This is a genomic window from Denitratisoma sp. agr-D3 (genome assembly GCF_054658675.1).
Genome location: NZ_BAAGIA010000003.1, coordinates 26,131 through 51,140 on the forward strand (window position 1 = coordinate 26,131; position 25,010 = coordinate 51,140).

At 62.3% G+C, this 25,010-nt stretch carries 24 protein-coding genes; 10 read left to right on the forward strand and 14 right to left on the reverse strand.

The features are described 5' to 3' along the window. Positions 1–56: 56 nt before the first annotated feature. Positions 57–725, forward strand: coding sequence for a Clp protease ClpP (locus ACYQ2U_RS08645; protein WP_459949961.1), 669 nt, complete (start codon positions 57–59; stop codon positions 723–725). A gap of 139 nt (positions 726–864) precedes the next feature. On the opposite strand, the gene ACYQ2U_RS08650 is transcribed toward ACYQ2U_RS08645, so the two are convergent. From ACYQ2U_RS08650 to soxC, 8 genes are all read right to left on the reverse strand, one after another. After that, positions 865–1,479 (reverse strand): rhodanese-like domain-containing protein, encoded by a 615-nt coding sequence (locus tag ACYQ2U_RS08650; RefSeq protein WP_459949962.1) that lies wholly within the window; start codon positions 1,477–1,479, stop codon positions 865–867. A 21-nt stretch (positions 1,480–1,500) separates the two neighbouring features. Next, positions 1,501–3,225: a thiosulfohydrolase SoxB gene (soxB, locus tag ACYQ2U_RS08655; RefSeq protein WP_459949963.1), complete on the reverse strand. Its 1,725-nt coding sequence runs from the start codon at positions 3,223–3,225 to the stop codon at positions 1,501–1,503. Positions 3,226–3,228: 3 nt separating this feature from the next. Continuing rightward, positions 3,229–3,891, reverse strand: coding sequence for a sulfur oxidation c-type cytochrome SoxX (soxX, locus tag ACYQ2U_RS08660; RefSeq protein WP_459949964.1), 663 nt, complete (start codon positions 3,889–3,891; stop codon positions 3,229–3,231). Between the two features lie 11 nt (positions 3,892–3,902). Then, the gene (gene soxA / locus ACYQ2U_RS08665; protein ID WP_459949965.1) at positions 3,903–4,700 is read right to left on the reverse strand and encodes a sulfur oxidation c-type cytochrome SoxA; all 798 of its coding nucleotides are present in this window, start codon (positions 4,698–4,700) and stop codon (positions 3,903–3,905) included. A gap of 89 nt (positions 4,701–4,789) precedes the next feature. Then, positions 4,790–5,101, reverse strand: coding sequence for a thiosulfate oxidation carrier complex protein SoxZ (gene soxZ, locus ACYQ2U_RS08670; protein ID WP_459949966.1), 312 nt, complete (start codon positions 5,099–5,101; stop codon positions 4,790–4,792). A gap of 21 nt (positions 5,102–5,122) precedes the next feature. Next, complete coding sequence (gene soxY / locus ACYQ2U_RS08675) at positions 5,123–5,593, reverse strand: thiosulfate oxidation carrier protein SoxY (RefSeq protein WP_459949967.1); 471 nt, start codon at positions 5,591–5,593, stop codon at positions 5,123–5,125. 35 nt (positions 5,594–5,628) lie between these two features. Continuing rightward, positions 5,629–6,717, reverse strand: a complete 1,089-nt coding sequence (locus ACYQ2U_RS08680; protein ID WP_459949968.1) for a c-type cytochrome — start codon at positions 6,715–6,717, stop codon at positions 5,629–5,631. Further along, positions 6,701–8,044 (reverse strand): sulfite dehydrogenase, encoded by a 1,344-nt coding sequence (soxC, locus tag ACYQ2U_RS08685; protein ID WP_459949969.1) that lies wholly within the window; start codon positions 8,042–8,044, stop codon positions 6,701–6,703. Before soxC ends, ACYQ2U_RS08680 begins: the two co-directional genes overlap by 17 nt. 170 nt (positions 8,045–8,214) lie before the next feature. Between soxC and ACYQ2U_RS08690 the strand changes: the two genes are divergently transcribed. From ACYQ2U_RS08690 to ACYQ2U_RS08705, 4 genes are all read left to right on the forward strand, one after another. Next, positions 8,215–8,523: a c-type cytochrome gene (locus ACYQ2U_RS08690; RefSeq protein ID WP_459949970.1), complete on the forward strand. Its 309-nt coding sequence runs from the start codon at positions 8,215–8,217 to the stop codon at positions 8,521–8,523. 19 nt (positions 8,524–8,542) lie between these two features. Next, on the forward strand, positions 8,543–9,820 hold the full coding sequence (locus tag ACYQ2U_RS08695; protein ID WP_459950559.1) for an FCSD flavin-binding domain-containing protein: 1,278 nt from the start codon (positions 8,543–8,545) through the stop codon (positions 9,818–9,820). A 269-nt stretch (positions 9,821–10,089) separates the two neighbouring features. Continuing rightward, on the forward strand, positions 10,090–10,299 hold the full coding sequence (locus ACYQ2U_RS08700) for a hypothetical protein (protein ID WP_459949971.1): 210 nt from the start codon (positions 10,090–10,092) through the stop codon (positions 10,297–10,299). A 103-nt stretch (positions 10,300–10,402) separates the two neighbouring features. Further along, complete coding sequence (locus ACYQ2U_RS08705; RefSeq protein ID WP_459949972.1) at positions 10,403–11,125, forward strand: hypothetical protein; 723 nt, start codon at positions 10,403–10,405, stop codon at positions 11,123–11,125. A gap of 121 nt (positions 11,126–11,246) precedes the next feature. Here the strand turns inward: ACYQ2U_RS08705 and ACYQ2U_RS08710 are convergent, their stop codons facing one another. Continuing rightward, positions 11,247–11,777, reverse strand: coding sequence for a hypothetical protein (locus ACYQ2U_RS08710; RefSeq protein WP_459949973.1), 531 nt, complete (start codon positions 11,775–11,777; stop codon positions 11,247–11,249). A gap of 451 nt (positions 11,778–12,228) precedes the next feature. After that, complete coding sequence (locus ACYQ2U_RS08715; RefSeq protein ID WP_459949974.1) at positions 12,229–12,846, reverse strand: c-type cytochrome; 618 nt, start codon at positions 12,844–12,846, stop codon at positions 12,229–12,231. Positions 12,847–13,021: 175 nt separating this feature from the next. Between ACYQ2U_RS08715 and ettA the strand changes: the two genes are divergently transcribed. The 3 genes from ettA to ACYQ2U_RS08730 all read left to right on the forward strand — a co-directional run bounded on the left by ettA (position 13,022) and on the right by ACYQ2U_RS08730 (position 16,779). Then, complete coding sequence (gene ettA, locus ACYQ2U_RS08720; protein WP_459949975.1) at positions 13,022–14,686, forward strand: energy-dependent translational throttle protein EttA; 1,665 nt, start codon at positions 13,022–13,024, stop codon at positions 14,684–14,686. Between the two features lie 164 nt (positions 14,687–14,850). After that, the gene (locus ACYQ2U_RS08725) at positions 14,851–15,552 is read left to right on the forward strand and encodes an outer membrane beta-barrel protein (RefSeq protein WP_459949976.1); all 702 of its coding nucleotides are present in this window, start codon (positions 14,851–14,853) and stop codon (positions 15,550–15,552) included. A 252-nt stretch (positions 15,553–15,804) separates the two neighbouring features. Continuing rightward, positions 15,805–16,779, forward strand: a complete 975-nt coding sequence (locus ACYQ2U_RS08730) for a tRNA dihydrouridine synthase (RefSeq protein ID WP_459949977.1) — start codon at positions 15,805–15,807, stop codon at positions 16,777–16,779. A gap of 99 nt (positions 16,780–16,878) precedes the next feature. Here ACYQ2U_RS08730 and ACYQ2U_RS08735 read toward each other — a convergent pair whose 3' ends face one another. Both ACYQ2U_RS08735 and ACYQ2U_RS08740 read right to left on the reverse strand, forming a co-directional pair. After that, entirely contained in the window at positions 16,879–17,160 is a 282-nt protein-coding gene (locus ACYQ2U_RS08735) for a hypothetical protein (RefSeq protein WP_459949978.1), read from the reverse strand. A 169-nt stretch (positions 17,161–17,329) separates the two neighbouring features. Next, positions 17,330–18,190: a sulfurtransferase gene (locus ACYQ2U_RS08740; RefSeq protein WP_459949979.1), complete on the reverse strand. Its 861-nt coding sequence runs from the start codon at positions 18,188–18,190 to the stop codon at positions 17,330–17,332. Between the two features lie 144 nt (positions 18,191–18,334). On the opposite strand from ACYQ2U_RS08740, the gene ACYQ2U_RS08745 reads away from it, so the two are divergent. After that, complete coding sequence (locus ACYQ2U_RS08745) at positions 18,335–20,227, forward strand: peptidase U32 family protein (RefSeq protein WP_459949980.1); 1,893 nt, start codon at positions 18,335–18,337, stop codon at positions 20,225–20,227. A 59-nt stretch (positions 20,228–20,286) separates the two neighbouring features. Here ACYQ2U_RS08745 and ACYQ2U_RS08750 read toward each other — a convergent pair whose 3' ends face one another. Both ACYQ2U_RS08750 and ACYQ2U_RS08755 read right to left on the reverse strand, forming a co-directional pair. Then, positions 20,287–20,487, reverse strand: a complete 201-nt coding sequence (locus ACYQ2U_RS08750; protein ID WP_459949981.1) for a SlyX family protein — start codon at positions 20,485–20,487, stop codon at positions 20,287–20,289. A 72-nt stretch (positions 20,488–20,559) separates the two neighbouring features. Further along, positions 20,560–22,833, reverse strand: a complete 2,274-nt coding sequence (locus ACYQ2U_RS08755; protein WP_459949982.1) for an NADP-dependent malic enzyme — start codon at positions 22,831–22,833, stop codon at positions 20,560–20,562. A 203-nt stretch (positions 22,834–23,036) separates the two neighbouring features. On the opposite strand from ACYQ2U_RS08755, the gene ACYQ2U_RS08760 reads away from it, so the two are divergent. Then, positions 23,037–24,947 (forward strand): site-specific recombinase, encoded by a 1,911-nt coding sequence (locus tag ACYQ2U_RS08760; protein WP_459949983.1) that lies wholly within the window; start codon positions 23,037–23,039, stop codon positions 24,945–24,947. The last annotated feature ends 63 nt before the right edge of the window (positions 24,948–25,010 follow it).

The following is a 25,010-nucleotide window of genomic DNA, read 5'->3' on the forward strand; positions in this document are numbered from 1 at the left end:
CATAGCCCGCCCCTAACCCACGTGGCGGATTGGCGGGCCTTTTCGAAAGGCGTGCCATGCAAAGAAAAACCAAGCCGGAACCCGCGGAACTCCCCCTGATCGCCGAGGCCGCGCCCTTCCAGGGCCTGATCCGCTACGAACGGCAGATGCCGATCCACCAGATTTCCTATTATCTGTGCGGGGAAATCCAGGAGCCCCAGTACTACACCGAGCTGTTCTACACCCTGCGCACGGCCTCGGAAACCGACCTGATCTACCTCCACATCAATTCGCCGGGCGGGGATTTCGACACCGGGCTACAGATCATCAACAACATGCTCGCCTCCGAGGCCCACGTGGTCACGGTGCTGGAGGCCCGCGCCTATTCCATGGCGGCCTTCATTTTTCTGGCCGGCGACGAGCTGGTGGTGCACGACAATTGCCAACTCATGTTCCACATCTATTCGGGCAGTTTCGCCGGCAAGGGCAACGAGCAGTTGGCCGAGGTCATCGCCCTCGGCAATTGGTTCGAAAAGGTCATGACGCGGATCTGCTGCCCATTCCTGAGCACGGCGGAGATCAACAAGATTCTTAAGGGCAGCGACGTCTGGATGGATTCTGACGAAATCCGCCGTCGCCTGATCCGCATCCTCAAGGCCGGCGAGAAAACTCAGAAAGCCAAGAGCAAGGTCACCGTGGCCACGGCGGTGACGCAGAAAAAGACGAGGGGCAAGACGCCGCGTTAGTGCGTTAGTGTTAGTACTGACGCGCCAGCTTGGCGGAAGCCATCAGGAAAACCCCGTCATTCCTGCGAAAGCGGGAATCCAGTGACGTCCGACCACGACAGACACGAGACCCCACCCGTGCGGGGTCGGTGCCGGGGCCTCAGTGGGAGGGGAAAAACATTTTTGCTTTGTCGAGCTTGTAGCTCCAGGGCAGCCCGGCATTCTTCCAGCCATTGACCACACGCTGTCCGGCCTTCGGACCATCCTTGGCCACGTCGCCCTCGAATCCTTCGGCCACGCTATAGACTTGGGAATACCCTTCCATCTTCAGGATGTCCGCCGCCTTGGCACTGCGGTCCCCGGAGCGGCACATCAAAATGATGGGGGAAGCCTTGTTCAAGCCCTTTTCCTTGAGACGACGGGCGACCTCCTGGGGGAACTCCGGGTTCGGTTCCAACAGGTAGATATTCCGTTTGTCGTCCCAATCCACCATCATTTCCTGGTGCTCGACATAGGGCACAAGGGCATCCGCAACGGAAGCCATGCCCACGTACATGACCTCGGCCCGGGTCCGCACGTCGAGGAAGAGCACCTTGGCGCCAAGTTTTTCCTTCATCTCGAAGGCTTCCCGGGGCGTCAGGTAAAGGCCGAACGGGGTCCGCTTGAGGACGGGCAGATTCGCCCAGTCCCGACTGTCGGGCGACCAGTCCGCCGCCAAAGACAAGGGCGACCAGAATGAAACACCGATCAGGATGCCAGCCAGTATTTTTTTCATGGTGCCCTCCTCTTTCTCGGCTCAGGCGATGCCAGGGTTGCCGGCGATGCCCTTGAGTTGCGGCAGGTTCAAGGCCACCGGCTTCACGGTCTTGACCTGGCGCAGATAGCTGGCAACCACGTCCCAGATCGGCTCGCCACCGGCGTTGCGGGCTTCTTCCGATACCGGCGCCCAACCCGCCACCTTGTAGGTCTTGCCAGCGTCGATGGGCTTGCCACCCAGCATCATGTTCTGGATGCGGCTGCCCATCTTGGCCGTGGGATCGCAGGTGTATTGCAGACCGCCCACCCGCACCATGTCGCCTCCCTGCTGATAGTAGGGATCGGGATTGAACAGGTTGTCGCAGACGTCTTCCAGCACCGTCTTGATCTGCTCGCCGGTCATGTTGCTGACCGTGGTGTAGGGATAGGTGATGGCCGTCTGGTCCAGCAGGTTTTCCATGGTGATGGCCTGACCGGGCAGCAGCGACGTGCCCCAGCGGAACCCCGGGGAGAAGGCGATTTCCGCATTCTTCATCTTGAGCAACGCATCCAGGATCAACTGGTCGAAGGTGCCGTTGAAATTTCCGCGCCGATAGAGCAGGCCCTCGGTCACCGCCAATTTCTCGCCCAGCTTGGCTTCGAAGGGCTTGCGGATGTCGGCGATCAACTTGTCCATGGCCGGATCGGCCGGGATCAGGTTGGCGAACACCGGCAGCAGCTTGTAGCGGAAGTCGCTGACCTTGCCGTTCTTCACGTCGAAATCCAGCACGCCGAGGAACTTGCCGTTGGAGCCCGCATTGGTCACCAGGGTCTGCCCTCCGGCATTCTTCACCTTCACCGGCGCCGGCATGCCGTCGTGGGTATGACCACCGAGGATGGCGTCGATGCCGCGCACCCGGGAGGCCATCTTGATGTCCACGTCCATGCCGTTGTGGGACAGCACCACCACCACCTGGGCACCCTTGCCACGGGCCTCGTCCACCACCTTCTGCATGTTGTCGTCCTGGATGCCGAAGTTCCAGTCCGGGGTGAAGTAGCGGGGATTGGCGATGGGCGTATAGGGGAAGGCTTGGCCGATGATGGCCACCGGCACGCCGTTGATGTTACGCATCACGTAGGGCTTGAACACCGGGTCGCCGAAGTCGGCGGTCTTGATGTTCTGGGCCACGATGTCGAGCTTGCCCTGGAAATCCTTTTCCTCGATCTCCTTCACCCGCTCGGCGCCGTAGGTGGATTCCCAGTGCAGGGTCATGATGTCCACGCCCAACAGCTTGCAGGTATCCACCATGTCCTGGGCCTTGGTCCACAGGGACGTGCCGGAACCCTGCCAGGTATCACCGCCGTCCAGCAGCAGCGAACCGGGGCGGCTGGCCTTGAGGCGCTTGACCAGGGTGGAAAGATGGGCGAAGCCGCCCACCTTGCCGTAGACCTTGGCGGCTTTTTCAAAGTCCAGATAGCTGAAGGCGTAGCTTTCCCGGGTGGCCGGCCGCATGCCGAAGTGCTTGAGCAGCGCCTCGCCTACCAGGTGAGGCGGCTGGCCCAACTGGCCGCCGAGCCCGATATTGACATTGGGCTCGCGGAAGTAGATGGGCAGCAGCTGGGCGTGGCAGTCCGTCATGTGCAACAGGCTGACGTTGCCGAACCGGGGCAGGTCGTAAAAGGCGGCGGCGGCCTTTTCCGCCTGGGCCGCATCCGCCTTCAACACCAGCCCTCCCGCGCTGGCGGCGGCCAGCACCTGGAGGAACTCGCGACGATTCATGCTCATGGTTCAGTCCTTGTTCACCGGAGAATTGGGATCGACCAGATAGGCCACCAGATGGGTGATCTGCTCCGGTGACAGCCAGTTGTGCAGGCCGAAACGGGGCATGTTGGTACAGGCCGAGAAGGCGTTGGAGTTGTAGATCTTGTCGTAGACGTACTTCACCACCGCCTCATCCACCTGGCCGTTCTGGCCGCGCAGCTTGGCAAAGTTGGTCAGACTGGGGCCGATGGTGCCGTAGGCCACTTCCTTCTTGTCCAACTGGTGGCAGGCATAGCAGTTGCCGCCGCGCAGGCGGCCGTAGGGATCGGGCTGGATGAAGCCGATGTGGCCGCCAGTACCGACCGACGCCAGCTTCTCGCCTTCCTTCCAGTCGCCCATCAGCTTGCCGTCCACGGGATAGCGGATGGTGGCCTTTTCCGTCAGTTCGATTTTCTGCCGCACCTTGGGCGGCGGATTGTCCTTGTACTGGCTGCACAGCTTCATGGTGCTGTCCTGGTCAAGCCGGCGCATCCAGTAGGAGGGGTTGTCCGCGCGGAAGGACTTGATGAACACCTCTTCGGCGCCCTGGGCCTTCTTGTCGGTCATCGGCGCCTTGTCGGCGGCAAAGGCCGTCGCGGCGGCCAGCCCCAGGGAAAAGGTCACCAGGGCAAAGGTCAGTTTTTTCTTCATCTCGGTTCTCCTTAGCGCTTGATGCCCGGGGTTTCCATCACCGTTCCCGATGCCTTGTTTTGCAGATACACCTCCAGGGCGATCACGGCATCGGACAGGTACTTGGGCTCGGGCCAGCGGGCTTGGCGCATGCAGTCGATCAGGCGACGCTGCATGGTCCACACCGCGCCTTGGGAGACACGATAGGAAGGCCAGGATTTCATGGCAACGCCCGCCCCTTCGCGGGTGGTCAGATTGCCCAGATCCTGGAGACGGATGCGCTTGTTGTCATTGGCGTGGCAGATGGCACAGGAAAAGTCCTGGGGACCGGCGCGGCGATAGAAGATGTATTCGCCCACGTCCCGCATCCGGGCTTCCTCGGGGTGCTTGGCCGGCACATGGATCTTCTTGCCATTGGAACGGGCGCCAACGAAGGTCACCAGGGCCTCGATGTCGGATTCCTTGCCGGGCTTGGAGAACCAGTTGCGGGTGACTTCGTCGTACTTGAGCCCTTGCAGGTTCACCATGCAGTAAACCAGCCGGGCCTCCACGTCCATCACCTTGCCCGTGTCCTTGAAGTAGCGCGGCAGCTGGGCGTAGGCGCCGTCCACCACGCCGGGGCCGAGGCCCAGGTCACAGGCTTCGAGGGAAACGTTCTTCGGCCCACGCGGGGTCTTCCACAATTCCTCGCCACGGATTTCCTGCAAGTCGGCGGGGTTGCCGTCGGCGATCATTTCCCGGTACTTCTCGACGCCGCCATCCTGGGCGCAGGCCAGGCCGGCAACGGCGGCGAGCCCCAGGGTCAGACATATCTTTCTGAGGGGAACCATAAGACTTCTCCTGTTGATTTGGCTTGAAGGTGAAGCGACTGGCGGCGGCCCGGTTCTATGCCGGGATCGCCGCCATCATCAACAACGAATCAGCTGATCACGCCTTCGTCGGAACGGCTGTCACCCTTGCTGTCGGTCCAGCTGACGACCACTTTCTCGCCCTTGTCGCCGCCCTTGAACTTGAAGGCCAGGTAGGGATTCTTGGACACGGCGGGGCCGAACTCGGCCATCAACACCACCTTGTCCTTGTAGGTCGCCTTGACCTCGGTGATGTACCAGGCGGGCACGGTGGCGCCGGAGGCGTCCTTGCGCTGGCCGGTTTCCATCTCGTGGCTCATCAACACCTTCACTTCGGTCACGCCTTCTTTGCTGCTGGCGCGGATTTTCATCGGATTGCCCATTTTCTTTTCTCCTTCCTGTGATCAGCCGCCGCAGCCGCCGAGAGTGACCTTGACTTCCTTCATGGTCATGAAGAACTTGCCGTCGGCCTTGACCAGAGCATAGACATTGGAAGTCTGGCCCATCTTGACCCGGGTGGTGACGTTGGCTTCGGTCCCTTCGGGAATCACGAAGCTGGCGCCCAGGGCGTTGGGATTCTTCTCGATCAGGATGGCGATGGATTGGCTGTTGGCGATGTTGCTGACCACGGCCACCGGCACCACGGCGCCGTTTTCGGCGATGTCCGGGGCGTTGAGCAGGATGTCCTTACTGTCGGCGGGCTTGCCTTCGACGCCCAGGGCCTTGAGGGTGTCCTCGAAGGTCTTGGCCTCGAACGCGGCCTTGTTCCAGGCCGCCATGGCCGACTCGGGCTTGAGCAGGCCGATGCCGGCCAGGATGCTCAGCAGGCCGAGGCTGCCGCCGGCCTTGAGCACTTCGCGTCTTTGCTTGTTCATGCTGCGTCTCTCCTTTTGGAAAATCAGTTTTCGGCTCAGTTTGCAGGTGAGCCAGACAAAACCCAGTTGACGAGGGACTGGATGTCCTCGTCCTTCAAGTGGGCATGGGGTGGCATCGGAATGTTGCCCCAAACGCCCTGCCCGCCAGCCTTGACCTTGGCGGCCAGCTTGCCGGCCGCCTCGTCCTGACCTTTGTATTTCTTCGCCACGTCGGCAAAAGCCGGTCCGACAATCTTATTGCCAATACCATGACAAGCCATGCAACCGGACTTTTGCGCCAGGGCCGCCATCGCCTTGCCGGGGGATGGGGCATCGGGCTTCGTCTCGGCCTTCTGGCCAGCGAACTGGCCCGGCATCTTGCCCCGCACCTGACCCACCAGGCGGTTTTGCTCCGCCAGGTTGCCGTGGGCGGTTTCCGCGTAGTCCGGCAGGGTGGACGCCACCTTCACCTCGGTCTTGCAGTTCTTCATGCAGGCCGTGTTGTGGGTGTCGGGCTTGCCGCCGTTACCGATGCCGCCCTTGCTCGCCGGCACGCCGGGCCACATGCCGTGGTCGGTGGTCATGCCGTTGCGGTTGGGCATTTTCTTCTGCACCTCGCGGATGTTGGCGTCGGACAGGGTGAAGTCCTCGGGCACGATGTCGGCCAGGTTCAGCAGATAGGCCAGGATGGCGTAGACGTCGTCGGGTTTGAGGGACTTCGGCGCCGTCCAGGGCATGGCGCGCTGGATGTAGTCGAACAGAGTGGACACCGTCGCCACCTTCATGAAGGTGGTGCGCTGGGGCACGTCGCCCTTGGCCAGGGAAGCCACCCGGCCGGTCTTCTGGTCGTCCTTGGTCACGCCGCCGATCAGGGGCGTGAACACCTCGTTGGATTCGCCGAAGGTGCCGTGACAGGTGGCGCACTTGGCTTCCCACAAGTCCTGGCCGTGGGAAACGGAGCCGGAACCCTTGGGCAGGCCCTTGAAGTCGGGACGCACGTCGATGTCCCAGGCCTTGATTTCCGCTTCGGTGGCCGGCCGACCGATGCCGGCGTAGCGTTCCTGGGGCAGCTTGTCGTAGGCGAAGGCCGATGCCGCCAACAGGGGCAGAGCCAGCAGCGTGGCGAACTTACAGAACTTGGACATTGCTCACCTCCCCGGACTCGCTGACCTTCCAGGACTGGATGGCATTGTTGTGATAAATCGACTTGGTACCCCGCACGGCACGCAACTGGCCGTAGCTGGGCTGGACGAAACCGGTTTCGTCCATGGCGCGAGATTGCAGGATGGCGGGCTTGCCGTCCCACACCCAGCCGATGTTGAAGCGGGTCAGGGCCTTGTTCTGCACCGGACCTTCGATGCGGGCGCTCTTCCAGTTGATGCCGCCGTCGAAGGACACGTCCACCTGTTTGATCTTGCCCCGGCCCGACCAGGCTAGACCGGTGACGTTGTAGTAACCCTTGTCCAGCAGCACCTGGCCGCCGGACGGGCTGGTGATGACCGACTTGGCTTCCTGCACGGAGGTGTATTGGCGGTGCTTGCCGCCGGGCAGCAAATCGATGTAATGCACCGCCTCGTCCTTGGCCGCCCAGGGCATGTCGCCCACTTCGATGCGGCGCAGCCACTTGACCCAGGACACGCCCTGCACGCCCGGTACCACCAGGCGCAGGGGATAGCCGTTCTCGGGCCGCAGCATTTCGCCGTTCTGGCCGTAGGCCACCAGCACTTCGTCGTTGAGCACCATTTCCATGGGAATGGTGCGGGTCATGGAGGAACCGTCGGCCCCTTCCGCCAGGATGTACTTGCCCTTCTTGAAGTCGGCGCCGCAGTTTTCCAGGATCACGCGCAAGGGCACGCCGGTGAATTCCGAACAGGACAGCATGCCGTGGCTGTATTGCACCGTCGGCACCGCCACGTTGCCCCACTCCATGCCGGTATTGGCGCCGCACTCGATGAAGTGGATGCGCGACACCGAGGGCATGCGCATGATGTCGTCCATGGTGAACACCGAGGGCGACTTCACCATGCCGTTGATCATCAGCCGGTGCTTGGAGGGATCTATGTCGTGCCAGCCCTGGTGGTGCCGCTCGAAATGCAGACCGGAGGGCGTGATGATGCCGAACAGGCCCTGCAAGGGGGTGAAGGCTACCGAGGAGCCCGACACCCGGGTCAGGCCGGGGCTTTCCCGCCGTACCAGCCCTTTTTCATATTGTGACGGCAGGCCGTAGGGCCGGGTCGCCACCCCCTGGCCGAGGGTCGTGGACCAACTGGGCAGGTTGAGAATGGCATCCTCGCCGGCCGGTGCGGCCAGGGCGCGGGCGCTGGCGACGCTGGCCATGGCGGTGCTGGCGGCAAGGAAGCTCTTGCGCAAAAAATCCCGGCGACCGCTTTCCACCCGTTTCACATCCTCGTCGCTGAGGAAGTTTTCCGGGGCGGGCCTCAGTCGGCCGCGCGGACTTGTTTGATCTGACATTGTTGGGGCCCCTCTTTCAGGATCAAAAGATCAACACTTCTTTCAACACAACTTTACGGAATAACGATATTCTTATTTTAATATTAAACCATAAGATTTTTCTTATGCACTAGCTGGTACAACAGAAAACATCGTCGCACCTACATCACACAAAAAAGAGGAGGCAAATCATGAAACTACCGCATCTGATCGCAACGGCCTGTCTGGCCGGGGGAGCCCTGCTCGCCCAGGCCGAGCCCAGCCCGGTGGTCGTCCGCAGCCTGGCCGCCACCTGCGCCAACTGCCACGGCACCAACGGCAAGGCCATTCCCGGCGCGGGCATGGAAGCCCTGGCCGGCGAGCCCAAGGACAAGCTCTTGCAGAAGCTCAAGGACTTCCGTTCCGGCGTCAAGCCCGCCACGATCATGCATCAGATCAGCAAGGGCTACAGCGAAGAACAACTGGCCATGATCGCCGAGTACTTCTCGGCGCAAAAATAAAAAGGGGAGATGAAAAATGATGCTGATGAAACGTCGTGAATTCCTCAAGGTCGGTGCCAGCGGTGCCGCCCTCGCCTCCCTTTACGGCTGCGCCAGCATGGGCAGCAAGGCCGGCGGCCACGTGGTCGTGGTCGGTGGCGGTTACGGTGGCGCCACCGTGGCCAAGTACCTGCGCATGTGGAGCGAAGGTGGCGTCAAGGTCACCCTGATCGAACGCAACACCGACTTCGTTTCCTGCCCCATTTCCAACCTGGTGATCGGCGGCGAAAAGACCATGGCCGACATCACCCTGTCCTACGCCGGCCTCAAGGGCACCTGGGGCGTGAATGTCATTCAAGACGAAGTGGTATCGGTCAATCCCGACAAACGCACCGTCAAGCTCGGCAAGGGCGACGAAATCGCCTACGACCGCCTGGTGCTGTCGCCGGGCATCGAGTTCATGTACAACGACCTGCCCACCCTCAACAACGCCGACGCCCAGGGCAAGATCCTCCACGCCTGGAAGGCCGGCCCGCAAACCGTGGCCCTGCGCAAGCAACTGGAGGACATGAAGGACGGCGGCGTCTACGCCATCGCCATCCCCAAGGCCCCCTACCGCTGCCCCCCCGGACCCTACGAACGGGCCTGCCTGGTGGCCAACTACTTCAAGACCAAGAAGCCCAAGTCCAAGGTGTTGGTGCTCGACGCCAACGAGGACGTGCAGTCCAAGAAGGCCCTGTTCATGAAGGCCTGGAGCGACCTCTACAAGAACCACCTGGAGTACAAGAACAACAGCGAGCTGAAGGAAGTGGACGTGGCGAGCAGGACCGCCCTGCTCGAGTTCGACAAGGTGAAGGCCGACGTGCTCAACGTCATCCCGCCCCACCGTGCCGGCGCCATCGCCACCCAAACAGGTCTCAAGCTGGTGAACAACCGCTGGGTGGACATCAACTGGCTGACCATGGAATCCGTCTCCCACCCCGGCATCCACGTCCTGGGCGATGCGGTGTTCCCCGCCCCCACCATGCCCAAGTCCGGCCACATGGCCAACCAGCACGCCAAGCTGGCGGCAGCCGCCATCATCAACCTGCTGGCGGGCGAGGCGCCCAACCCGGCGCCCCTGGTGATGAACACCTGCTACAGCTTCGTGGACCCGAAGAACGTGATCCACGTGTCCTCGGTGCACACCTACGACGCCGCCACCAAGACCATGCAACCGGTCAAGGGCGCCGGCGGCGTCTCCGCCGCCCGCAACGAACTGGAAGCCAAGACCGCCATGGGCTGGGCCCACAACATCTGGGCGGACATGCTGACCTGAGAAGGAGTGTCTCGTTGGTCCTTTGGGAGCGCCCTTCGGGGCGCTTTTTATTGGCGGCTAAGGGCCAAAAGCCGCCCTTCGGGCTGCCATACATGTCAAGCGGATCCAGACCGGCATATTGGTGTTGTTATACTGACCGTCGAAATTCCAAGTGACTGAAAGTCATGAGTAATAAACAACAAATCTGACGTCAACAATATTAATTGTTATACGGACCCCACGGTCCGTGTAAACACTGTTAGAACTTTCATTCTCCAAAGGAGAACCAAATGATTTCCCAAGGCAAATGCCCGAAGTGCGAAAAAATAATATCGAGTGTAACCATCGAAGATGTTGACGTTGTTGTAGGTATGCAAAGCAAATGGCGAGGTATTTCCTACCTTTGCCCTTATTGCAAAACCGTTTTGTCTGTTGGTATTGATCCAATTGCTCTAAAGACAGAGACCGTAAACGGGCTACTGAAGGCCCTCGGTCATTAAAAGCAGTAATAGCGTTTAGGTTATTGGCTTCTATGTTTTCCCGCTAAAAGTTCTAACACTGCTTTAAAGCGTACGCTCCGCTGAACTCCACGTTAGACGTCGCATGCCCTGCGCACTCTGCCTTCAAGATGTCGAACTGAGACGGTCACACGTTATTCCGGAGTTTCTGTATGAGACTCTCTATGACGAAAAGCACCGCCTTCAGGTTCTATCGACCATTCCGGAGAAGGGAAACTGGCGTGAGCAAAAGGGCCTACGAGAACCGTTGCTATGCGACACATGCGAACAGAAGTTCTCGATCTGGGAGCGCTACGCCAGTTTGGTGCTCAAGGGCGGTGTACCTCTCACGATCCGACAAGAGGGCAACATCGTGTACGTCTCTGGCCTTAACTACGAACAGTTCAAGCTGTTCCAGCTTTCGATTCTGTGGCGAGCCGGCATTTCCTCTCTCAAGTTCTTTGAAAAGGTCCAACTTGGAAAGCATGCCGAAGAATTGCGACGGCTACTGTTCGCTGGAAATCCCGGCTCTCCCGAACGGTATGGTTGCTTTATGTTTGGGCTCAAGCATGATTCAGAGGCCTTCACTGGCGTCATCATGCAACCTGGAAGGGTTCGCCTCAACGGCCACACTGCATATCGTTTCGTGTTCGGTGGCTTTCTCTGGGCTATGCTCGTCTCCGGGCACAACCTAGGGGCACCTCTGAACCAGTGCACGCTTAGTTCCTCTGGCGACACGGTCTTTCTATTGCGCAACGCAATCGACATGGACGATCTGGCTGACTTCACCGTGGAACTTAGGCAACTGGGGCGCACACCATATCAATGAAGGCGACATCTAACCTTTCGCCCAACATGGACCTTGCGCATAAAGCCGCGCAAGGTCGGTTAGCCCAACGTTGAACGTCAGCTTTCTCGCGTCCGCGACTTCCGGTTAGGGTCGAAACCAGTCACTTTCGACTGATCGCCTTCTTTAGCGAGATCGTCACCAAAAACGGAAACTGCTCATCCTCAGTCGCCCCCACCCGGCAACCCTTCCCCACCGCCTGCTCCAGGCGTTCCTTCAGATCATCCAAGTTCACCGCCTCACAGCGCAGATCAGCCATGAGTTCGCCGCCATTCTCATACACGGGAAAGTCGGAACAGCCCGGGGGCTTCACGTCCTGGTTGTAAACGCGGCAGCCCTGCCCCGGCACGTAGGCGGGACAGACTTTTTTGTGGGCGTAGTAAAGCCCGTTGGCGGGGCGGATTTCCTGCGGTCCATTGCCGCTGGCCAGCCGCTGGTCGAAGGCCTTGCGCGACTCCTTGAGCTGCCACAGGGTCTTGAGCTCCCGCCAGTCCAGTTCCAGCACCAGGGCGTCGAGCTTGCAGCAGGGCTTGGCGCAGATCGGGCAATGGGGAATGACGACCTCGGCCTGATAGGCAGCGGCAGCGTCTACCAATTGCTGGGTGAGGCGTTGGCGGGAGGAACGGGAACTCATGGCGTGGCGCGGGGACTGGCGCCCGTCGGCGATGGGGCAATCGCCGGAAAGACGCGGGGTTGGGGGAAGCGGATAGTACCGTAATCGCTTGGCGGGCAGCGAGGGTGCCCCCTCACCCGGTCCCTATCCCTATCGCGCCTGGGGAGAGAGAACCAAGCTTGGGCTTCTTTCTTTTTCTGGCGGCCGACTGTCCCATCTGTCGATACCACAAGCGAACGGAACGTCAGGTGTGCCTTGCCGCCTCCCGATGCCCCCTGCGCGGCACCCCAGGCCATTCCCGTTCGTGGTGAGGTATCGAACCATGGACGGGCCGCCGTGCCATCACTCGCCCTTCGATACCTCAGGGCGAACGGGTTGCGGGTTTGGCATCCGCGCCCGCCTGCGTCCTACCTCCTCGCCCCCTGACCGCTTGCCGCCCCGCTTACCGCCCTATAGCTGCCTTATTACCCCCCTACTCCAGGGTGGCGATGTATTCCGCAACGGACTTGATCTCCAGCTCGGTGAGCTTGGAGGCGATGGTGTGCATCACGTTGTTGTCGTTGGTACGCTCGCGCTTGTTGAACTGCTTGAGCTGGGTTTCGATGTACTGTGGGTGCTGGCCCGCCAGACGCGGCAACTGGGCGGTACCCAGGCCCTTGGCGCCGTGGCAGCTGGCGCAGGCGGCGACGCCGGAGAACTTGTTGCCCTTGTTGAAGATGTAGCGACCGACACCGGCCAGGTCCTTGTCCTCGATTTCATGGGAAGTGGATTGCTTGGCCTGGAAATACACCCCCAGGGCCTTCATTTCGTCGGGGGTCAGTTCCATGGCCTGGGGCTTCATGGTGTCGCTCTTGCGGCGTCCGCTCTTGAAATCGGCCAATTGCTTGGCCACGTATTCCGCATGCTGACCGGCCAAACGGGGAAAGATCGGACTGGAGGACTCCCCTTCAACCCCGTGGCAAAGGAAGCAGCGACCGCTGACGATTTCCTCCGCCCGTTGCAAATTGACCTTGGGTTCCGCCGCCCAGGCGCCCGCGGCAGCCAGACCCCATGCGGCGATTGCCGCGACGACAAGCTTCCTCGACTTCATTGTTCTCCCCTGTTTATTCGATTGCATCAGCGTATTAGATGATGCTAATAGTACAGGATTGAAGCATTTTTGTGACTGGACGGCGAGAGAGTCGGGACAAACCAGTTAGTCACTGCCGATGGGGTGGGCTCGGGTAAACTCGCCCTCCTTCTTCCAGTCGACACAGGAAACCGCCGTGGCCCAATACGTCATGTCCATGCTGCGGGTGAACAAGACCGTTCCCCCCAAGCGTCAGATCATCAAGGATATTTCCCTTTCCTTCTTCCCCGGCGCCAAGATCGGCCTGCTGGGCCTCAACGGCGCCGGCAAGTCCACCGTGCTGCGCATCATGGCCGGCGAGGACAAGGAATACGACGGCGAGGTGCAGTGGCAGCCCAATATTTCCATCGGCTACCTGCCCCAGGAGCCGCGCCTTGACCCCGACAAGACCGTGCGCGAGGAAGTGGAATCCGCCCTCGGCGAGGTAATGCAGGCCCAGCAGAAGCTGGAGGAGGTGTACGCCGCCTACGCCGAGGAAGGCGCCGACTTCGACAAGCTGGCGGAAGAACAAGCCCGCCTGGAAGCCATCATCGCCGCCAGCGGCTCCGACGCCGAACACCAGCTGGAAATCGCCGCCGATGCCCTGCGCCTGCCGCCCTGGGAGGCCAAGATCGGCCACCTGTCCGGCGGAGAGAAGCGCCGCGTGGCCCTGTGCAAGCTGCTGCTGCAAAAGCCCGACATGCTGCTGCTGGACGAACCCACCAACCACTTGGACGCCGAGTCGGTGGAATGGCTGGAGCAGTTCCTGGTGCGCTTCCCCGGCACCGTGGTGGCCGTGACCCACGACCGCTACTTCCTCGACAACGCCGCCGAGTGGATTCTCGAACTCGACCGGGGCCAGGGCATTCCCTGGAAGGGCAACTACTCCTCCTGGCTGGAGCAGAAGGAAGCCCGCCTGCAACAGGAACAAAAGCAGGAAGACGCCCACCGCAAGGCCATGAAGCAGGAACTGGAATGGGTCCGTCAGGGCGCCAAGGCCCGCCAAGCCAAGAGCAAAGCCCGTCTGCAACGCTACGAGGAAATGTCCAGCGTCGAATACCAGAAGCGCAACGAGACCCAGGAAATCTTCATCCCCCCCGGCGAGCGTCTGGGGGACAAGGTGATCGAGTTCCACAACGTCACCAAGTCCTTCGGCGACCGCCTGTTGATCGACAACCTGTCCTTCACTGTGCCCCCCGGCGCCATCGTCGGCGTGATCGGCCCCAACGGCGCCGGTAAGTCCACCCTGTTCAAGCTGATCCGGGGCCTGGAGCAGCCCGACAGCGGCAGCGTGGAAATCGGCTCCACCGTCAAGATCGCCTCCGTGGACCAAAGCCGGGAAGGTCTGGCCGACGACAAGACCGTGTTCGACGCCATCGCCGAAGGCGCCGACGTGCTCACCGTGGGCAAGTTCGAAATGCCCAGCCGCGCCTACATCGGCCGCTTCAACTTCAAGGGCGCCGACCAGGGCAAGATCGTCGGCCAGTTGTCCGGCGGCGAACGGGGCCGCCTGCACCTGGCCAAGACCCTGATCGCCGGCGGCAACGTGCTGCTGCTGGACGAACCCTCCAACGACCTGGACGTGGAAACCCTGCGCGCCCTGGAAGATGCCCTGCTGGAGTTCTCCGGCTGCGCCATGGTGATCAGCCACGACCGCTGGTTCCTGGACCGGATCTGTACCCACATCCTGGCGGCGGAAGGCGACAGCCAATGGAGCTTCTTTGCCGGCAACTACCGCGAATACGAAGACGACAAGAAGAAGCGCCTGGGCGAGGAAGGCGCCAAGCCCAAGCGCATTCGCTACAAGCCCATCAGCCGCTGATCGGCGGCACACCCCTCCAGCGCCGGGATGCATTGCGTAAGCAATTGCAAACCGGCGCCGGTTTCGTTTACCCACCGTAACCAAGACCGGCCTTCCGCAAATAGTTGGTTCATATCGGCTCCCCATACTGCGTTGGCGTTTTGCGCTAACCAAGAGGAGTCCTTATGCAACCCCAACAAAAAACCCAACTCAAGCCCGCCGCCACGTCCTGGGCCAACCGCTACCGCTCCTGGGCCCTGGCCGGCATCGTCGCCACCAGCACCCTGATGGCGGGCGGTGCCCAGGCCCAATCCAATGACACGGGCTGGTACGGCGGCATCAACCTGGGCCGCAGCAACGGCGGCGTTTCCGGCAGCCAGATCGACGGCGTGCTGGGCAACCAGGGCCTCACCGGCACCTCGTCCACCGATGGCCGGGACACGACCTACAGCCTCAACCTGGGCTACCAGTTCAACCGCAATTTCGCCGTGGAAGGCGGCTACACCGATTTCGGCAAGTACAAGGTCAACAGCAACGTGACCGCCCCGGCCGGCGACACGGCTTCGGGCGATTGGAAGTCCACGGGCTGGACCGCCGTGGGGGTGGGCATCCTGCCCATCGACAATGCCCTGTCCGTTTATGGCAAGGCCGGCGTGGTCCTCGCCGACACCAAGCTGAGCCTGGGCTCGTCTACTGGTGCCAATGCCATTTCCGGCGGTAGCCACAGTTCCACCAACGGCACCTATGGCCTGGGGGTCAGCTACGACTTCGGCAACCGGGTGGTGGGCAAGCTGGAGTGGAACCGCTACCAGGGCCTGGGCGACAGCGCCACGACCGGCAGTACCGACCTGAATACCTACACCATGGGGGTGGCCTACAAGTTCTGACCGTAAAATCCCCATCCCATCTCCTAGAGGGGCCATCCTGCGGGATGGCCTTTTTGTGACACCTCCCGAAACCTGATGAGCAATGAACGTCCGCCAGCATGACCTCCTGCCGCCAATGAACCGACGTCATTCCCGCGCAGGCGGGAATCCAGGGGCTTGTGAGATGGCTGAACGACGCTGGATTCCCGCCTGCGCGGGAATGACGCAGTTTGCCGAAGATTGTTTTTCGTCAAATACCGAAACGCTCCGCCCATGAGCCGCCTCGTCCTCGCCCCCATGGAAGGCCTCGCCGACGACGTGCTGCGGGCGGTGCTGACCAGCACCGGCGGCTACGACTGGTGCGTCACCGAGTTCGTCCGGGTGACCAGCACCCTGCTGCCCCACAGCCATTTCCGCCGAGTCAGCCCGGAATTGCGCACGGGGGCGAAAACCCTGTCGGGGACGCCCGTCCGCGTGCAATTGCTAGGCTCGGACCCGGCCCGCATGGCCCAGAACGCGGCCCATTTGGTGAAGCTGGCCCCGGCGGGCATCGATCTTAATTTCGGTTGTCCCACGCCCCTGGTCAATCGCAACCGGGGCGGCGCCGCCCTGTTGGAAGAACCCGAGTTGCTGCACCAAATCACCCAGGCGGTACGCCAAGTGGTGCCGGCCACCATGCCCTTCAGCGCCAAGATGCGGCTGGGCATCAGCGACACGGCCTACGCCCTGGACTGCGCCCAGGCCCTGGTGGCCGGCGGGGTGGACGAGCTGGTGGTGCACGGCCGGACCAAGCAGGACGGCTACCGCCCCCAGGTGCGCTGGGAATGGATCGCCCGCATCCGCGAAGCCGTGCCTGTGCCGGTCATCGCCAACGGCGAGGTCTGGAATGAAGCGGACTACCGGGCCATTCGCGCGGTAAGCGGCTGTGCCGACGTGATGCTGGGCCGGGGCGCGGTGACCGACCCCTTGCTGGCAACGCGCCTGCGCAGCGGCGAGGCCCCCTGCCCGGAACGGGACTGGGCGAGGTTGCAACCCCTGGTGGCCGATTTTTGGCAGCGGGTGCAGCAAAAACTGGAACCCCGCCACACACCGGGCCGGCTGAAACAATGGCTGGGCCTGATGCGCCGCCACTACCCCCAGGCGGAAGCCCTCTACCGGGACATCCGGGAATCACGCCTGGGTGACGAGATCAGCCCCATTCTGGTCCGCCACGGCATCCAGCCCGCGCCGCAACAAGCAGCGGCCTAGCCCCTCCTGGGGTATGGGCAAAGAGAAGACTGGCAAAGGACAAAAGAAAAGGCCCGCAAAAGCGGGCCTTGGAATTCTGTACTGATCGCGCCGGACGGCTTATTCGGCCTTGATGCTGGCGGCCAGGATGTCGTCGGTACCTTGAGGAAAGTGGAACTGATTCAAGGTGTTGCGAATCCGGTTGGCGTCGCTGCCCTGATTACCCTGCTGGAAGCGGATACCCAGTTGGCGGCCATTGGCGGCCAGGGTACGGAAGGCGTAACGCCAGTGTTGCACTTCGGCCAGCCGCTCACGCAGTTCTTTTTCGTTGGTGATTTCAATACCGGCCAGCTTGAGGGAATCCAGGAATTCGTTGAAGGATTCGTTGCTAAGGCTACCCATTGATGTCTCCGTTAAGTACGTGGTGGTCATCCACCATGGAGCGATTAACGGCAGAGCCCCCTGTCAGGTTGACAGCGATGACAGGAATTTGAAAGAAAATTTTCCCTTTGCTTTCAGCCGATTCCCTTATTTGTTTTGAGCTTTTTTTGAAAACAGGGGTTTGGGGCCGCTATAACTTTCGCCCGGGCAGGACGGGCGTGTCGTCCTGGCCGGCCCATTCGGTCCAGGAACCGTCGTAAACCGCCCCCTCCGGCAAGCCGGCGATGGCGAGGCCCAGGGCCAGGATGGTGGCCGTCAAGCCGCTGCCGCAACTGCACACCAGGGGCTGGGAACCATCCGCCCCCACCTCGGCGAAGATCCGCCGCAATTCGGCGGGCGACTTCAATGTCTTGTCTTCATTGAGTAATTCCCCATAGGGCAGGCTACGGCTGAAGGGCATGTGGCCACTGGGCAGCCAGGCGCGGGGATCGGGGGCGGTGCCGTCGAAACGCTCGCGGGAACGGGCGTCGAGCACCAGTTCCCGCCCGCTTTCGGCATTGCGGCGCATGTCGCCCAAGCCTCGCAGCAATTCGGCGCGGAAGTTGGGATGGAACACCTTGGCCGTCGCGGCAGCCGCTTCGCCGGCCTCGATGGCCCTGCCCTCCGCCAGCCACTTGGGCAGACCACCATCGAGCACGGCCACCCGGTCATGGCCGAACAGGCAGAACAGCCACCACCCACGAGCAGCGGAAAACAGCCCTTTCTGGTCGTAAAAAACCACGCGGCAAGCGTTATCCACGCCCAAGGCGCCCACCAGACGGGAAAAACGGCCCTGGCTGGGCACCATGTGGGGCAAATCGGTATCGGGATCGGCCACCTCGTCCACGTCGAAAAAGCGCGCGCCGGGCAGGTGGGCGCGGCGATATTCGGCCTTGCCGTCCTTGCCCTCGGCGGGCATGTAGGCCGAGGCATCGAACAGCACCAGGTCCGGCTGTCCCAACTGGCCGGCAAGCCAAGCGGTATCGACGATGGGGGGCATGGTGGTGGTCATGACTGGCTCCGAATGGTCAAAAGCGACGGACAAGCACCTGTCCGCCTAAGCCCCGCCATTCTCTCCGGTTTTTCCTTTTTGCCAACGGGTTTACAATCGCGCCCTTCGCTTTTCCCCGCTGTGCCCCCACGGCTGCCCTGCCCCATGTCCGCTTCCCGCAAAGTTCTGGAATTGCTGTCCCCCGCCAAGAATGCCGAATTCGGCATGGCGGCCATCGACCATGGGGCGGACGCGGTGTACATCGGCGGTCCGGCCTTTGGCGCCCGTACCTCGGCGGAAAACGGAGTGGCGGACATTGCCAAGCTGGCGGCCCATGCTCACCGTTACAACGCTAAGATATTCGTGGCCCTCAACACCATTTTGCGGGACGACGAGCTGGAGGACGCCCGGCGCATTGCCTGGCAGCTTTACGACGCGGGCGCCGATGCCCTGATCGTGCAGGATATGGGGCTGCTGGAAATCGATCTGCCGCCGATCCAGCTTCACGCCAGCACCCAGACCGACATTCGCCACGCCGACAAGGCGCGCTTTCTTCAGGACGTGGGCTTTTCCCAGATCGTGCTGGCGCGGGAACTCACCCTCAAGCAGATTTCCACCATTGCCGCCCAGACCGACCTGACCCTGGAGTTCTTCATCCACGGTGCCCTCTGCGTGGCCTACAGCGGCCAGTGCTACATCAGCCACGCCCATACGGGCCGCAGCGCCAACCGGGGCGAGTGTTCCCAGGCTTGCCGCCTGCCCTACACCCTGACCGATCCCACCGGCGCCATCGTGGCCCACGAGCAACATCTGCTCTCCATGAAGGACAACGATCAGAGCACCAATCTGCGGGCCCTGGCCGATGCGGGCATCAGCTCCTTCAAGATCGAGGGGCGACTGAAAGACCTCAGCTACGTCAAAAACATCACCGCCCACTACCGGCAACTGCTGGACGAGATCATGGAGGATGCGCCGGAATACCGCCGCGCCTCTTCGGGCCGCAGCACCTACACCTTTGTGCCTCAGCCGGAAAAGACCTTCAACCGGGGCGCCACCGATTACTTTGTGAACGACCGCAAGGCCGACATCGGCGCCTTTGATACGCCCAAGTTTTCCGGCACCGAGGTGGGCTCCGTGGTGTTCATCGGCCACCAGTGGTTTGACGTGGAAGCCACGGAAGAACTCCACAACGGCGACGGTCTGTCTTTCTTCGACATCGACCAAGATCTGGTGGGCCTGCGGGTGAACCGGGTGGAAGCCCGGGCCAAGGTGCAGCGCCTGTTTCCTTCTGCCCTACCGGAGGCCCTCAAGGTGGGCACGGTGCTCTACCGCAACCGGGACCAGGAGTTTGAGCGGCAGCTGGAAAAGAAATCCGCCGAGCGACGCATCCGTGTGTGGCTGCAACTGGCAACCACCGATGAGGGCTACGCACTGACCATCGCCGACGAAGACGGCATCAGCGCCCGAGCCACCCTGCCCCTGGCCCATGAAACCGCCCAAAACACCGAGAAGGCCGCCGCCAGCCTGCGGGAAAACCTGGGCAAGCTGGGCAGCACGATTTACGAGGCGGTGGAAATCACCCTGCCCACCGAGGCCGTGCCCTTCATCCCCGCCTCCGCCGCCAACGGCCTGCGCCGCGAAGCCGTGGAAGCCCTGGATATCGCCCGCGCCAGCGCCTACCAGCGCCCCGCCCGCAGCGCCGCCGTGGAACCGCCCGTGGCTTATCCCGAAACCGAGCTTTCCTATCTGGGCAATGTATTCAACGACAAGGCACGGGCCTTCTACACCAAGCATGGTGTGCGGCTGATCGACGCCGCCTACGAGGCCAACGAGGAAAAGGGCGAGGTGTCGCTGATGATCACCAAGCACTGCCTGCGCTACAGCTTCAACCTCTGCCCCAAGGAAGTGAAGGGCATCCGCCCCGACCCCATGACGCTACATCAGGGCAAGGACAAGCTGACGCTGAAGTTCGATTGCAAGAAGTGCGAAATGCACGTCATGGGCAAGATGCGCAAGCACCGGGCGATTTCGCTGATTCCGGTGAAGGCGGCTCACTAACAGCCTGGGTCTAGCTGCCTGAGCAAAGTGCCGCGCCGGCCAGCCGGTGGCGCCAAGCATCAATAGTGGGGAGGCAGTTCGTCCCGCAAGCTGCGCTGCTCGTCGGGCAAGGAGGTTTTCACCTGCTGGCGCAGGGCCCGAACCTGTTCCACCAGCACGTCGATCTGTTGCTGCTGGCGAAAAACCGTGCGATTCAACTCCTCCACCAGGTCCTCGGTGAAACTGAGTTTGATCTCCAACTCGGTCAGACGATCATCCATGCGGCGCCTCTGTTCTCTCGCGGCATCCCCCGGTCGTCGACCGGGGGGCGTTATCGCAACGCAGGTTCTGGTCTAGCGACGCTGGGCGGCTTCCACCGACAGCAGGGCCGCCACGTTCACCAGGCGACGCACCGTGGCGGTGGGGGTCACGATGTGCACCGGCTTGTCGGAACCCAGCAGCAGCGGGCCGACGGTGAGGCCGTCGCCGGCGGCGGTCTTGAGCAGATTGAAGGCGATGTTGGCGGCGTCCAGGGTGGGCATCACCAGCAGATTGGCCTGGCCCTTGAGGCGGGAGCGGGGAAAGACGGTATTGCGGATGGACTCGGACAGGGCCGCGTCGCCGTGCATTTCGCCTTCCACCTCCAGGTCGGGGGCCTTCTCCTTGAGGATTTCCAGGGCCTTGCGCATTTTGGTCGCGGTCGGCGTGTTGTCGGTACCGAAGCTGGAATGGGACAGCAGGGCCGCCTTGGGCGCAATGCCGAAACGGCGGATTTCCTCCGCCGCCAGGATGGCCATTTCCGCCACCTGCTCCGCCGTGGGATCGTAGTTCACGTAGGTGTCGCAGATGAACAGGGTGCGCTCCGGCAGGATCAGCATGTTCATGGCGTAGTAGCTGGAAATGCCGGCACGCTTGTCCAGCACGCTTTCCACGAATTCCCGGTGCAGGGCGTGCTTGCCGAAGGTGCCGCAAAGCAGACCGTCGGCGTAGCCCAGGCGGACCAGCAGAGAGCCGATCAGGGTGGTGCGGCGGCGCACTTCCAGCTTGGCGTAATCCACGCTGACGCCCTGGCGATGCATGATGTCGTAGTAGGCCTCCCACAGTTCCTTGTAGCGGGGATCGGAACCGGGGTTGATCAGTTCGAAGTGCTCGCCGGGACGGATGCGCAGTCCGGCGCGGGCGATGCGCATTTCCACCACGTCGGGGCGGCCCACCAGGATGGGCTTGGCCAGGCCTTCGTCCACCACAGTTTGCACGGCGCGCAGCACGCGCTCGTCCTCGCCTTCGCTGAAGACGATGCGGGCCGGGTTCTTGCGGGCGGCGTTGAACACCGGCTTCATGGCGAGGCCGGAGTGATAGACGAACTCGGAGAGCTGTTCCCGGTAGGCATCGATGTTGGCCAGGGGACGGGCGGCGACGCCGGAATCCATGGCGGCCTTGGCCACGGCAGGAGCCACCACCAGGATCAGGCGGGGATCGAAGGGCTTGGGAATCAGGTACTCGGGGCCGAACTTGAGTTCTTCGTTGCCGTAGGCGGCGGACACCACGTCGGACTGCTCGGCATGGGCCAGTTCGGCGATGGCGCGCACGGCGGCCAGCTTCATCTCGTCGTTGATGGTAGTGGCGCCCACGTCCAGGGCACCGCGGAAGATGAAGGGGAAGCAGAGGACGTTGTTCACCTGGTTCGGGTAGTCGGAACGGCCCGTGGCGATGATGGCGTCGGGACGCACGGCCTTGGCTTCTTCCGGCAGGATTTCCGGCGTGGGGTTGGCCATGGCCAGGATCAGGGGGTTCTCGGCCATGGTCTTGACGGCCTCGGCCTTGAGCAAGCCACCGGCGGACAAGCCGAGGAAAATGTCGGCGCCTACCATGGCATCGGCCAGGGTACGGGCATTGGTGGTCTGGGCGTAACGGGCCTTGGATTCGTCCATCTTTTCGTCGCGACCGACGAAGATGACGCCCTTGCTATCCACCACGGTAACGTTCTTGCGATCCAGGCCCAGCTGCACCAGCAAATCCAGGCAGGCGATGGCGGCGGCACCGGCGCCGGAGCAGACCAGCTTGACCTTGGCGATGTCCTTGTTCACCACCCGCAGGCCGTTGAGAACGGCGGAACCGGTAATGATGGCGGTACCGTGCTGGTCGTCGTGGAAGACGGGAATCTTCATGCGCTCGCGCAGCTTCTTCTCGATGTAGAAGCATTCGGGCGCCTTGATGTCCTCGAGATTGATGCCGCCGAAGGTGGGCTCCAGGGCGGCCACGATATCCACCAGTTTGTCGGGGTCCAGCTCGTTCACTTCCAGGTCGAACACGTCGATGCCGGCAAACTTCTTGAACAGGACGCCCTTGCCTTCCATCACCGGCTTGCCGGCCAGCGCGCCGATATTGCCCAGGCCCAGCACGGCAGTACCGTTGGTCACCACGGCCACCAGGTTGCCGCGGGAGGTGTATTGGTAGGCATTGACGGGATCATCCACGATCTCGTTGCAGGCAGCGGCCACGCCGGGGGAATAGGCCAGGGACAGATCGTACTGGGACGCCAGGGACTTGGTGGGCGTGACGGCGATCTTGCCGGGCTTGGGATGACGATGGTATTCGAGGGCTGCTGCGCGGATTTGTTCGTCCATGTAATAGTCACGGGGCGGCGAAAGAATCCGGGAAACCTTGCATTTCCACTACATCGCGCCTCCCCGACGCTCCTGTAATGTGATCAGAGTAAGGGGCGAATGATAGCCCAGGCAGCCGATTCCCACCAATCCAGGGAATCAGTGACAATGAGGCGCCTCACCCCGCGCGGAACTCCCGCGACAGCCCGGAGGTCCATCCAGACATGGAAAACAAACAACGCAACATCGACCACCTGGCCGCCCTGATCGATCGACTACGTCCCCAGGACCCCGAGGATGCGGCCGAAGCGGAACGCAATATCCGGCGCGAAGTCGCCCAACTCAAAAGCCATCCCGACGCCGCGACCCAGTTGGGGGTCGATCTGCTGGAGGTCCTGTCCCTGCCCCATCAGGGTGGTTTCTACGGGGAGACCGGCATCCATTCGGCCCAGGGCTTCTGGCTCGACCTGGGCCAGCGCCTCAGCCAACGCCTGCTGCCGGAGATCCCCGACGACGGGGCCTTGCAGGGCGTGGCGCAACGGATCTTCCACCACCCCGACGATCATCTTTGGGTCGGTGCCGTTACCGACAACACGTGGTTGGCCCTGGTGGAGGCCCTGCGCCTGGACCCCGACAGTCCGGCCGCCCGCGACGCCACCCGGAACCTGCTCGACGCAATACGGGATACCTCCTACCGCATTGCCGGCGGCGCCCTGGATCGTGAATTACTGCGGGCAGACCCCGGCCTGGAACAACACGAGTCCCCTTTTCTCGCCCAGAACACGACCCTGCTACCGCTGATGGCTCGATTGCGGGAAGGCGGCGAGCACCTCGACGAGGACGAACTGCGGGACGTGGACGTCCTGCTCGACCAGTGCGGTGCCGCCCTGGATCGCGTCCGCCGCAAGGCCGGCGAGAACGGTATCAGCATCCGCCTGACCTACCTCCTGGCCCGCCTACGCCAGTTGATCGAGCGCCTGAAAATTCTCCTCGACCTGCAATCCCTCACCCAGGCCGATCAGGCGGTGCCCCTCTTCAAGCAGTTGCTGGCGGCGGAACAAACCCGGCATCGGATCGGTAGCTTCGTCAGCGAGAATATCAGCCTGCTGGCCCGCAACATCACCGACCATGCCAGCCGCCATGGCGAGCACTACATCACCGACAATCGCGCCGACTGGTGGGGCATGGCCCGCAGCGCGGCCGGCGGCGGAGTTGTCATCGCCCTCATGGCCATGCTCAAGATCAAGCTGGCGCTACTGCACCTGCCGCCGCTGACCGAGGGCATCGCCTTTGGCTTGAACTATGCGATCGGTTTCGCCCTGATTCACTTGTTCGGCTTCACCGTGGCCACCAAGCAACCGGCCATGACGGCAGCGGCCATCGCCGCCACCCTGGAGGAATCCCGGCCCCGGGAAATGGAAAAACTCGGCGATCTGGCTCAGAACGTCGTCCGCACCCAATTCATCGCCGTGCTCGGCAACGTGGGACTGGCCCTGCCCGTCGCCGGAGTGATCGCCCTGCTCTGGCCCCATGCCTTCGGCGTTCCCCTGGCGCCGACGGAAAAACTGGTCCACATGACGACGGAGATCCACCCCCTGCATAGCGGAGCCCTGTTTTTCGCCGCCGTGGCCGGGGTGGGACTGTTCCTTTCCGGCCTTGTTTCGGGCTTTTTCGACAACCAGGCCCGCTATCACCAGCTTGCCCCACGGGTGGCCGCCTGGGCGGAAAAGCACATGAAGCCCCAACGGGCGCGCCGTCTTGGCGACTATGTGGACACCCACTATGGCGCCGTCTTGGGCAATCTGTTTTTCGGCATGTATCTCGGCCTGATGGGCGCCCTGGGCAACCTGACCGGGCTTCCCGTGGACATTCGCCACGTGGCTTTTTCCAGCGCCAACATGGGCACCGTCATCGCCCTGGGCGAGCGGCCTTTCCTGCTACAGGCCCTGCCCTGGGCCTTGGCCGGCGTGATCGGCATCGCCCTGGTGAACCTCGCGGTCAGCTTCACCCTGGCGCTTTATGTGGCCATGAAATCCCGCCGCCAGGGTGCGGATCAGATTCTCAGCCTGGCCGGCTTGCTGCTGCGCCGCTTCCTGCGCAACCCCTTTTCCTTTTTCAGGCCACCCCAAGCCTAGGAAGGCTTATCCGCTGACGGGACACCATAAACAGCGCCCATAAAAAAACCGGCAAGACTGCCG

Excerpts from the sequence above, each read along its gene's own strand:
- ACYQ2U_RS08735 (WP_459949978.1), bottom strand. The coding sequence starts at position 17,160 with ATGGGTAGCCTTAGCAACGAATCCTTCAACGAATTCCTGGATTCCCTC.
- ACYQ2U_RS08705 (WP_459949972.1), top strand. The coding sequence starts at position 10,403 with ATGCCCTGCGCACTCTGCCTTCAAGATGTCGAACTGAGACGGTCACAC.
- ACYQ2U_RS08650 (WP_459949962.1), bottom strand. The coding sequence starts at position 1,479 with ATGAAAAAAATACTGGCTGGCATCCTGATCGGTGTTTCATTCTGGTCG.
- ACYQ2U_RS08730 (WP_459949977.1), top strand. The coding sequence starts at position 15,805 with ATGAGCCGCCTCGTCCTCGCCCCCATGGAAGGCCTCGCCGACGACGTG.
- soxA (WP_459949965.1), bottom strand. The coding sequence starts at position 4,700 with ATGGTTCCCCTCAGAAAGATATGTCTGACCCTGGGGCTCGCCGCCGTT.
- ACYQ2U_RS08695 (WP_459950559.1), top strand. The coding sequence starts at position 8,543 with ATGCTGATGAAACGTCGTGAATTCCTCAAGGTCGGTGCCAGCGGTGCC.
- ACYQ2U_RS08725 (WP_459949976.1), top strand. The coding sequence starts at position 14,851 with ATGCAACCCCAACAAAAAACCCAACTCAAGCCCGCCGCCACGTCCTGG.
- ACYQ2U_RS08740 (WP_459949979.1), bottom strand. The coding sequence starts at position 18,190 with ATGACCACCACCATGCCCCCCATCGTCGATACCGCTTGGCTTGCCGGC.
- ACYQ2U_RS08680 (WP_459949968.1), bottom strand. The coding sequence starts at position 6,717 with ATGTCCAAGTTCTGTAAGTTCGCCACGCTGCTGGCTCTGCCCCTGTTG.
- ACYQ2U_RS08700 (WP_459949971.1), top strand. The coding sequence starts at position 10,090 with ATGATTTCCCAAGGCAAATGCCCGAAGTGCGAAAAAATAATATCGAGT.
- ACYQ2U_RS08760 (WP_459949983.1), top strand. The coding sequence starts at position 23,037 with ATGGAAAACAAACAACGCAACATCGACCACCTGGCCGCCCTGATCGAT.
- ACYQ2U_RS08690 (WP_459949970.1), top strand. The coding sequence starts at position 8,215 with ATGAAACTACCGCATCTGATCGCAACGGCCTGTCTGGCCGGGGGAGCC.
- ACYQ2U_RS08750 (WP_459949981.1), bottom strand. The coding sequence starts at position 20,487 with ATGGATGATCGTCTGACCGAGTTGGAGATCAAACTCAGTTTCACCGAG.
- ACYQ2U_RS08715 (WP_459949974.1), bottom strand. The coding sequence starts at position 12,846 with ATGAAGTCGAGGAAGCTTGTCGTCGCGGCAATCGCCGCATGGGGTCTG.
- ACYQ2U_RS08645 (WP_459949961.1), top strand. The coding sequence starts at position 57 with ATGCAAAGAAAAACCAAGCCGGAACCCGCGGAACTCCCCCTGATCGCC.
- soxY (WP_459949967.1), bottom strand. The coding sequence starts at position 5,593 with ATGAACAAGCAAAGACGCGAAGTGCTCAAGGCCGGCGGCAGCCTCGGC.
- ACYQ2U_RS08755 (WP_459949982.1), bottom strand. The coding sequence starts at position 22,833 with ATGGACGAACAAATCCGCGCAGCAGCCCTCGAATACCATCGTCATCCC.
- soxC (WP_459949969.1), bottom strand. The coding sequence starts at position 8,044 with ATGTCAGATCAAACAAGTCCGCGCGGCCGACTGAGGCCCGCCCCGGAA.
- ACYQ2U_RS08745 (WP_459949980.1), top strand. The coding sequence starts at position 18,335 with ATGTCCGCTTCCCGCAAAGTTCTGGAATTGCTGTCCCCCGCCAAGAAT.
- soxX (WP_459949964.1), bottom strand. The coding sequence starts at position 3,891 with ATGAAGAAAAAACTGACCTTTGCCCTGGTGACCTTTTCCCTGGGGCTG.
- ACYQ2U_RS08710 (WP_459949973.1), bottom strand. The coding sequence starts at position 11,777 with ATGAGTTCCCGTTCCTCCCGCCAACGCCTCACCCAGCAATTGGTAGAC.
- soxB (WP_459949963.1), bottom strand. The coding sequence starts at position 3,225 with ATGAGCATGAATCGTCGCGAGTTCCTCCAGGTGCTGGCCGCCGCCAGC.
- soxZ (WP_459949966.1), bottom strand. The coding sequence starts at position 5,101 with ATGGGCAATCCGATGAAAATCCGCGCCAGCAGCAAAGAAGGCGTGACC.